We start from the raw sequence: 8,242 nt of genomic DNA on the forward strand, positions 1-8,242 counted from the left end.
CCCATGGAAACGACCCCTCAAGTGGAATGGAACGAGCCGGCGGGCGCTCAGCGAGCGGCCGAACGCTCGTCGATCTGGCGCGACAGGATGGAGGAGAATTCGTCGGCGAAGGCCTCGAGGCGCGCGCCGAGCTTGCCGGCGTCGGCCGACAGCTTGTTGTAGGCGACGACCGCCGGAATGGCCGCGACGAGGCCGATCGCGGTGGCGAGCAGCGCCTCGGCGATACCGGGGGCCACGACCGCAAGGCTCGTCTGCTCGGAGGCGGCGATCGACTGGAAGGCCGTCATGATGCCGACGACGGTGCCGAACAGGCCGACGAAGGGCGCGGCCGAACCGACGGTGGCGAGGAAGCCGAGACGGGATTCGAGGCCCTCCATCTCGCGCGCCATCGTCACGTCCATCGCCTTCTCGATGCGGGTCTGGAGGCCGATCGGCGAGCGGGCGCCCTTCTCGAAGCTCTTCTTCCACTCGCGCATGGCGGCCACGAACAGCGCGCCCATCCCGCTCGTCTTGCGGTCGGACAGCGTGTGGTAGAGCTCTTCCAGCGACTGGCCGGACCAGAAATTGTTCTCGAACTGGTTGAGCTGGCGGCGGAAGCTGGCGTAGCGCGTCAACTTGTCGAAGATGATCGCCCAGGTCCAGACCGACGCGGCGAGCAGGCCGATCATGACGAACTTGACGATGAAGCCCGCCTGCCAGAAAAGACCCAGGAGCGACATGTCGTGGGCCGGCGCGGCCAGCGCAGTCTGAGCGACCTCGTTCATTCCTTTTGCGTCCCTCGAATCCGTCGGATCGTCCCGGTGGCTTTGGAAGCAGAAGGCTTCCGGCGGGCCGAACGCCCCTGCCACGACCAGAACCACGCCCATGCCGGAACGCCGGCGTGGAACGTCGTCCATGGCGCCCTTTGACCGGTTGATTCCGGTGAAAGAATGGCATGGCGGGGGGTGGGCCCTCGCAGCCCATCAAGCATCGTTAGGGTTAACAAATCGTTTGCGAACGGCAATTTACCGCACTGCGGCATGCCGCCGGAGGTTGATGGATCGGGTCTAGCCCTCCCCGCCCCCCAGCCTCTCGGCCACCGCGGCCGGCATGCGGCGCGGCCGCCCGTCCGGCGAGATCACCGCGACCTTCACCTTGGCCTCGATCAGCACTTCGCCGCCGCGCAGGATGCGTTGGTCGAGAACGACGCGCGCGCCGCCGAGGAGCGCGGTTTGCGTCTCGACCGTCAGGACATCGTCGATCCGGGCGGGGCGCAGGAACTCGATCTCCATGCGCCGCACCGCGAACGCCATCGGCTCGCCGAAGGCGCCGTCCATCAGCTCGCGATGGCCGATCCCGTGCAGGCGCAGGTAGTCCGTGCGGCCCCTCTCCAGAAAGTGAAGGTATCGCGCGTGGTAGACGACGCCGGAAAAGTCGGTGTCCTCGAAGTAGACGCGCACGTCGAGGCGGTGTCCGCCGTCCACGAGGCGACCGGAGAGCTGCTGGTCGGTCATGCGCCCTTCTAGCGCCCCGTACCTCGCTGTTCCAGCGCCGCCCGCGACCCGAAGCGTCATCGATCCGTCATCGCCCCGTCATCGCGCGGTGACGGGGGGCTGGTTGGAGGACCCGTCCGAACATCCACCGGAAGGTCCGCCATGCGTTCGATCCGCCTCCCCGCCGCGCTTGCGCTGCTCGCGTCCGCCGCCCTGCCCGCCGCGGCCGAACCGGTCTTCAAGCGGATCGCCGCCTTCCCGGTCGCGCTGAACCTTCCGCAAGGCACCGACGCCAGGACGCCGACCTCGGCGGAGATCATCACGGCGTCCGGCGACGGCAACACGCTGGTCTATTCGGACAGCCCGCACGGCGGCATCGGCTTCATCGACATCACCGACGCCCGCGCGCCGAAGAGCGCCGGCTATGTCGCCTTCGAGGGGGGCGAGCCGACGTCGGTGGCAGCGAGCGGCGCCTATGTCCTGGCGGCGGTCAACACGTCGAAGAGCTTCACCGAACCGTCGGGCTTCCTCGCCACCGTCTCGATGGCGGACCGCACGGTCACCGCGCGCTGCGATCTCGGCGGCCAGCCGGACTCCGTCGCCTTGTCTCCGGACGGCACGCTCGCCTCCGTCGCGATCGAGAACGAGCGCGACGAGGACGTAAACGACGGTGCCCTGCCGCAGATGCCGGCGGGCTACGTCGTGCTCCTGCCCCTGAAGGACGGCGCGGCGGATTGCGCGGGCCTGCGCCGCGTCGAGCTGACGGGCATTCCCGCCATCGCGGGCGAGGACCCAGAGCCCGAGTTCGTATCCTTCAACGCGAACAACGAGTTGGCGGTTACGCTTCAGGAGAACAATCACATCGTCCTGATCGACGGGAAGACGGCGGAGGTGACCGGTCACTTCACGGCCGGAACCGTCGCGCTCGAGGGCGTCGATGCGAAGGACGACGGCAAGATCGCCTTCACCGACACGATCGAGGCACGCCCGCGCGAGCCCGACGACGTCAAGTGGCTCGGGACCGATCGTCTCGTCGTCGCCAACGAGGGCGACTGGAAGGGCGGCACGCGCGGCTTCACGATCTTCAACCGCGACGGATCGGTCGCCTTCGAATCGGGCCCTGCGTTCGAGCGCGAGGTCGCCAAGGCCGGCCACTATCCCGACAAGCGGTCCGACGCCAAGGGTGTCGAGCCGGAGGGTCTCGAGGTCGCCGAATTCGGCGGCGAACGCTTCATCTTCGTCCTGTCCGAGCGCGGCTCCGTGGTCGGCGTCTACCGCGACACGGGCGCCGAGCCGCAGTTCGTGCAGCTCCTGCCATCCGGCATCTCGCCGGAAGGCGCTGTCGCCATTCCCGGCCGCAACCTTCTGGCCACCGCCAACGAGGCCGACCTCGTCGAGGACGGCGCGGCGCGCAGCCACGTGATGCTCTACGAGCGCGCCGAGGGAACGCCCGCCTATCCGCAGATGGTGTCGGTCGAGCGGGACGGCGTGCCGATCGGCTGGGGCGCGCTCGGCGCGCTGGCCGCCGACGCGAACGAGCCGAAGCGCCTGTTTGCCGCGAGCGACAGCGTCTACGGCAAGGCACCGACGATCTACACGATCGACGCGACGGCCAAGCCCGCCCGAATCAGCGACGCGATGGTCGTCACCGAGAAGGGCGAAGCTGCCAAGAAGCTCGACATCGAGGGCCTCGCGCTCGACGGCGCCGGCGGCTTCTGGCTGGCGAGCGAAGGCAACCCGGAGAAGGAAGTGTCGCACCAGCTTCTCCATGTCGACGGCAAGGGCGCGGTGGTCGAGACGGTGGCCTTCCCGGCCGAGCTTCTGGCGCACCAGACCCGCTTCGGTGCGGAGGGGATCGCCAAGGTCGGCATCACGCTCTGGATCGCGGTGCAGCGCCCCTGGAAGGACGATCCAAAGAACACGACGAAGCTCCTCGCCTACGATCTCGGCGCGAAGACCTGGGGCGCGGTGCGGTATCCGCTGGAGGCGCCGGCGGCCGACGACGCCTGGGTCGGCCTCTCCGAGATCACGGTCTCGGGCGACGCCGCCTATCTCATCGAACGCGACAACCTGATCGGCGACGCCGCGCGGCTGAAGCAGATCACCCGCGTCGCGCTCGATCAGCTGAAGCCCGCCCCGTTCGGCGGCGACCTGCCGACCGTCGAGAAGAGCGTGGTGCGCGACCTCCTGCCCGACCTGAAGGCCCAGACGGCGGGCTACGTGGTCGACAAGGTCGAGGGCCTGGCGGTCGACAAGGACGGCACCGCCTTCGTCGTGACCGACAACGACGGTGTCGACGATTCGTCCGGCGAGACGCTGTTCTTCGAGATCGGCAAGCTGGACGAGCAGTCGGCGGCGGTTCGCAACTGACGCTCACGCATCGGATGAAGGAAGGGGCGGTGCCGCAAGGCCCCGCCTCTTTTTCGCATGCCTATTCCTCGTCGCCCTCGAACAGGCTCGACTGGATGCCCTGGTAGGTCGAGGGCACGGCGAGGCCAAGGTGCTTGAACGCGTGCTGGGTCAGGAGCCGGCCGCGCGGCGTTCGCTGGATGAAGCCCTGCTGGAGAAGATAGGGCTCGACGATGTCCTCGATCGCGTCGCGCGGCTCGGACAGGGCCGCGGCGATGGTCTCGATGCCGACCGGCCCGCCGCCGAAGTTCAGCGCGATGAGGTCGAGATAGCGCCGGTCGAGCTGGTCGAGGCCGAGGCTGTCGACGTCGAGCCGCGTCAGCGCCTCGTCGGCGATGCGCCGGTCCACCGTCTCGGAACCGGCCATCGTCGCGAAGTCGCGCACGCGGCGCAGGAGCCGACCGGCGATGCGCGGCGTGCCGCGGGCGCGCCGCGCGATCTCGCGCGCGCCGTCGTCGCCCATCGGCAGGCTCATCAGCCGCGCGCCGCGCTTCACGATGTGTTCGAGTTCGGCGATCGTATAGAAGTTGAGGCGCACCGGAATGCCGAAGCGGTCGCGCAGCGGCGTGGTCAAGAGGCCGATGCGGGTCGTCGCGGCGATCAGCGTGAACTTGGCCAGATCGATCTTCACCGAGCGCGCGGCCGGCCCCTCGCCGATGATCAGGTCGAGCTGGAAGTCCTCCATCGCGGGGTAGAGGATTTCCTCCACCGCCGGCGACAGGCGATGGATCTCGTCGATGAACAGGACGTCACGCTCCTCGAGGTTGGTCAGGAGCGCGGCGAGATCGCCGGCCTTGGCGATGACCGGGCCGGAGGTCGAGCGGAAGTTGACGCCGAGCTCCTTCGCCATGATCTGCGCCAGCGTCGTCTTGCCGAGGCCCGGCGGGCCGACGAAGAGAACGTGATCAAGGGCTTCGCCGCGCGTCTTGGCGGCCTCGATGAAGATCTTGAGGTTGGCGCGCGCCGCTGCCTGGCCGACGAAGTCGTCGAGCCGCTGGGGACGCAGCGAGGCGTCGACGTCCTCGCCGCGCTTCTCGGGTGTGATGAGGCGTGTGTTGCTCATGGGTCCGTTCGCTTCAGCGGCTCAGCGCCTTGAGGCCGAGGCGGATCAGCGTGGTCGAGGGCGCATCCTCGCCGGCTTCCTTCACGGCCGTTGCGACGGCACCCGCAGCCTGCTCGCGCGAGTAGCCGAGATTGACGAGTGCGGACACCGCGTCGGCGATCGGCGCGGGGGCGACGCCCTCGCCGAGGTCGCGCTTGAGCCCGAAGCTCTCGACCGCGGCCGCGCCCGAGAAGGCCGGCGCCTTGTCCTTCAATTCCGCGACGATGCGCGCGGCGACCTTCGGCCCGACGCCCGGCGCGCGGGCGACCATCGTGCGGTCCTGCAGTGCGATGGCGTTGGCGAGGTCCCCGGTCGACAGCGTGCCGACGACGGCGAGCGCCACCTTGGCGCCCACCCCTTGCACGCTCTGGAGGAGACGGAACCAGTCGCGCTCGACGGCGGACGCGAAGCCGTAGAGGCGGATCATGTCCTCGCGCACATAGGTCTCGATGAAGAGCGAAGCCGCCTCCCCGGCGCCCGGCAGGCCCGCCAGCGTGCGCGCGCCGCAATAGGCGACGTAGCCGACTCCGTGGACGTCGAGTGTCACGCAGTCTTCCTCGACCGTATCAACGGTGCCTTTCAGCTTGCCGATCAAGGATGCGTCTCCGGGCACAGGATATCGAGGTCGGGGAAGTATTCGCGGTAGCGCGAGGCATCGCGGGTCAGAAGGCGGTGGCCGGCGACCATCGCATGGGCACCGATCAGGAAGTCGGGCAGCGTCCGGTCGCGCCGCCCGCCGCGCATCCGGTAAAGGCGATGAGCCTGACCGGCGGGATAGGCGGCCTCGAACGGAAACGGCTCCCGTTTGGGGGACAACCATGAAATCGAACGGTAGAGAAGCGGCTCCGTCATCGGGGAAAAGGCGAGCTCCGCCCAGACGACGGGAGATAGCACGATGACGCCTTGGTCGGCTGCGCCCGTCAAAGCGTCCAGCGCGCTCTCGTGCAGGGGACCCGTCCCGAGAACGTCGATAAAAACGTTCGAGTCAACGAGGGTCGAGGTCGTCACGTGGCCCCCTCAGCCAGTCGATGAACTCCTTGCCGTCCATGCCGTGCGTGTCGATCGTGCCGCGCAGCGCATCAAGACGGCGCCGGATCTCCTCACGCCGAAGCTTGGGATCGCTCGGCAGTTCCCCGCGCACCAGCTCGACGTGATCGCCCCGATCCACGAAGTCGACTTCGCTCCCCGGCCCGATGCCGAGCTTGTCGCGGATCGGCTTCGGGATCGTCACCTGCCCCTTCTCGGTCACGCGCATCGCCCGGCCTCACATGGTAATACCTGATCGGTATTACCTAACGGCGAGGCGGGAACAAGTCAAGAACATCAGAGGTTGGCATAGGCCGCCCGCGCCTGCGCCGACTGGCGGTGATGGGTATGGCAGATGGCGATGGCGAGGGCATCGGCCGCGTCGTCGGTGTCGAACGTGGCTTTGGGCATCAGCACCTTCACCATCATGTGGATCTGGGCCTTCTCGCCGTGCCCGACCCCGATCACCGCCTTCTTCACGGCGTTCGGCGCATACTCGGCCACCGGCAGCCCGGCGAGCGAGGGCACCAGCATGGCGATGCCGCGCGCCTGACCGAGCTTCAGGGTCGCGACCGCGTCCTTGTTGACGAAGGTCTGCTCCACCGCCGCCTCGTCCGGGCCGAAGCTGCGCAGGACGTCGGTGAGCCCGTCGTGCAGCTGTCGCAAGCGCGTCGCGAGGTCGAGCTTGTTGTCGGACGTGACGGTGCCGCTCGCCACGAAGCGCAGCGAATTGCCGACCGTCTCCACCACGCCCCAGCCCGTGCGCCGAAGGCCCGGGTCGATGCCGATGATGCGAATGGTGCGCTCCTGAAGCATGCTCGTTCCACTTCCGTTCTTCTAACGCATCGCTACGCCGGAGTGGTGAACAAAATCGAAACGACGACGCGCGTTCGTCCGCCATAGGCGGCCGCCCGCCCGTCCCACGCAAAATACTATGGCGATATAATTTATTGTCGTATATAACTTCCGCGATCAATTGGGGGGACGACGATGGATGACCTGAAGCCGATGGCGGGCCTGTTGAACGGGCTTCTCTTCAGCGCCGTGTTCTGGCTGGCGGCTGTCGACATGGTGCTCTGGCGGGTCATCTAAGGCTGCGCTCGCGCGGGGCGGCGCGCGGTCGGCGGATGAAGTCCGCGCGGCACCGACGCACGTTTCGGTGACTGAACTGGAGGCCCGGCAGCGCGCCTCCCATGTCTCGGGACATGATCCTTCGCCCCTCGATGCGGCGCCTTGCCGCCGCCGCGACGCTGTCGTCCCTTCTTCTTGCTCCGCACTCCGCGCTTGCGCAGGAGGGTGCCCCCGCGGTTCCCGGCGACGCTCGCGCGGCGGAGACATCCGCGCCCTCCGCGACGGAGAGTCTCACGCCAGCCGTCGAGCGGGCGCGCTCGCTAGCACCTCTCGAAACGCTCCAGATCGCACAGGACGGCGAGACGCTGGTGGACGAGGGCTTCCGCGGCCATCGCACCGATCGGGCCACCAACATCAAGTCGGCGTCGAAATCCGTGGTCTCGGCGCTGGTCGGCATCGCGATCGACAAGGGGCTGATCCAGGGGCCCGACCAGCCGATCGCCGACTTCCTGCGGGCCGACTTCCCGGAGAACCCCGATCCGCGCCTCGACCAGGTGACGGTCGGTCATCTCCTGTCGATGCAGGCGGGGCTGGAGCGGACGTCGGGCGGCAACTACGGCGCGTGGATCTCCTCGCGCAACTGGGTGCGCGACGCGCTGCGCCGCCCCTTCGTCACCGATCCCGGCGGCTCGATGCTCTATTCCACCGGCTCGACGCATCTTCTGTCGGCGATCCTGACAAAGGCGAGCGGCAAGACGACGCTCGCACTCGCGCGCGACTGGCTGAGCGCCGCCGGGGTGCGCGTGACCGACTGGGAGCGCGATCCGCAGGGCATCTATCTCGGCGGCAACCAGATGGCGATGACGCCGCGCTCGCTGCTCGCCTTCGGCGAGCTCTACCGGCGCGGCGGCCTCGGCCCCGACGGCACGCGCATCCTTTCCGAAGGCTGGATCGCCCAGTCCTGGACACCGCGCACCACCTCGCGCTTCCACGACGGGCGCTACGGCTACGGCTGGTTCATCGACACCTTCGCCAGCCACGAGGGGCGCTACGGCTGGGGCTACGGCGGCCAGATGATCTACGTCATCCCCGATCTCGCCCTCACCGTCGCCATCACCTCGGCCGAGGACCAGCCCTCCGCCCGCTCGGGCTACGTGCAGGA

9 protein-coding genes are annotated in these 8,242 nt (G+C 68.4%); 2 read left to right on the forward strand and 7 right to left on the reverse strand.

What is annotated here, in order from left to right; translation table 11 throughout:
* Positions 1 to 47: 47 nt before the first annotated feature.
* Together tolQ and ybgC are read right to left on the reverse strand one after the other, a co-directional pair.
* Positions 48 to 764 (reverse strand): protein TolQ, encoded by a 717-nt coding sequence (tolQ, locus tag QZ753_RS04325; protein ID WP_294641463.1) that lies wholly within the window; start codon positions 762 to 764, stop codon positions 48 to 50.
* 282 nt (positions 765 to 1,046) lie between these two features.
* Complete coding sequence (gene ybgC / locus QZ753_RS04330) at positions 1,047 to 1,493, reverse strand: tol-pal system-associated acyl-CoA thioesterase (protein WP_294641464.1); 447 nt, start codon at positions 1,491 to 1,493, stop codon at positions 1,047 to 1,049.
* 141 nt (positions 1,494 to 1,634) lie between these two features.
* Between ybgC and QZ753_RS04335 the strand changes: the two genes are divergently transcribed.
* Entirely contained in the window at positions 1,635 to 3,842 is a 2,208-nt protein-coding gene (locus QZ753_RS04335; protein ID WP_294641465.1) for an esterase-like activity of phytase family protein, read from the forward strand.
* Between the two features lie 61 nt (positions 3,843 to 3,903).
* Here the strand turns inward: QZ753_RS04335 and ruvB are convergent, their stop codons facing one another.
* The 5 genes from ruvB to ruvC all read right to left on the reverse strand — a co-directional run bounded on the left by ruvB (position 3,904) and on the right by ruvC (position 6,825).
* Positions 3,904 to 4,944, reverse strand: coding sequence for a Holliday junction branch migration DNA helicase RuvB (gene ruvB, locus QZ753_RS04340; protein ID WP_294641466.1), 1,041 nt, complete (start codon positions 4,942 to 4,944; stop codon positions 3,904 to 3,906).
* A 13-nt stretch (positions 4,945 to 4,957) separates the two neighbouring features.
* On the reverse strand, positions 4,958 to 5,578 hold the full coding sequence (ruvA, locus tag QZ753_RS04345) for a Holliday junction branch migration protein RuvA (RefSeq protein WP_294641467.1): 621 nt from the start codon (positions 5,576 to 5,578) through the stop codon (positions 4,958 to 4,960).
* Positions 5,575 to 5,991 carry a type II toxin-antitoxin system VapC family toxin gene (locus tag QZ753_RS04350; RefSeq protein ID WP_294641468.1) on the reverse strand — a complete coding sequence of 139 codons (417 nt, stop codon included), beginning with the start codon at positions 5,989 to 5,991 and terminating at the stop codon, positions 5,575 to 5,577. Before QZ753_RS04350 ends, ruvA begins: the two co-directional genes overlap by 4 nt.
* Positions 5,969 to 6,238: an AbrB/MazE/SpoVT family DNA-binding domain-containing protein gene (locus tag QZ753_RS04355; protein ID WP_294641469.1), complete on the reverse strand. Its 270-nt coding sequence runs from the start codon at positions 6,236 to 6,238 to the stop codon at positions 5,969 to 5,971. Before QZ753_RS04355 ends, QZ753_RS04350 begins: the two co-directional genes overlap by 23 nt.
* A gap of 68 nt (positions 6,239 to 6,306) precedes the next feature.
* Positions 6,307 to 6,825: a crossover junction endodeoxyribonuclease RuvC gene (gene ruvC / locus QZ753_RS04360; protein WP_294641470.1), complete on the reverse strand. Its 519-nt coding sequence runs from the start codon at positions 6,823 to 6,825 to the stop codon at positions 6,307 to 6,309.
* 389 nt (positions 6,826 to 7,214) lie between these two features.
* Here ruvC and QZ753_RS04365 point away from each other — a divergent pair.
* Positions 7,215 to 8,242 (forward strand): serine hydrolase (locus tag QZ753_RS04365; RefSeq protein WP_294641471.1); only part of this gene is annotated, 1,028 nt, incomplete at its 3' end.

Origin of the sequence: uncultured Aureimonas sp., assembly GCF_913775355.1 — a bacterium.
In the GTDB taxonomy this organism is placed as follows: domain Bacteria; phylum Pseudomonadota; class Alphaproteobacteria; order Rhizobiales; family Rhizobiaceae; genus Aureimonas.

What these genes read in the sequence shown, in the direction of transcription:
- tolQ (WP_294641463.1), bottom strand. Translation starts at nt 764, where the DNA reads ATGAACGAGGTCGCTCAGACTGCGCTGGCCGCGCCGGCCCACGACATG.
- ybgC (WP_294641464.1), bottom strand. Translation starts at nt 1,493, where the DNA reads ATGACCGACCAGCAGCTCTCCGGTCGCCTCGTGGACGGCGGACACCGC.
- QZ753_RS04335 (WP_294641465.1), top strand. Translation starts at nt 1,635, where the DNA reads ATGCGTTCGATCCGCCTCCCCGCCGCGCTTGCGCTGCTCGCGTCCGCC.
- ruvB (WP_294641466.1), bottom strand. Translation starts at nt 4,944, where the DNA reads ATGAGCAACACACGCCTCATCACACCCGAGAAGCGCGGCGAGGACGTC.
- QZ753_RS04355 (WP_294641469.1), bottom strand. Translation starts at nt 6,238, where the DNA reads ATGCGCGTGACCGAGAAGGGGCAGGTGACGATCCCGAAGCCGATCCGC.
- ruvC (WP_294641470.1), bottom strand. Translation starts at nt 6,825, where the DNA reads ATGCTTCAGGAGCGCACCATTCGCATCATCGGCATCGACCCGGGCCTT.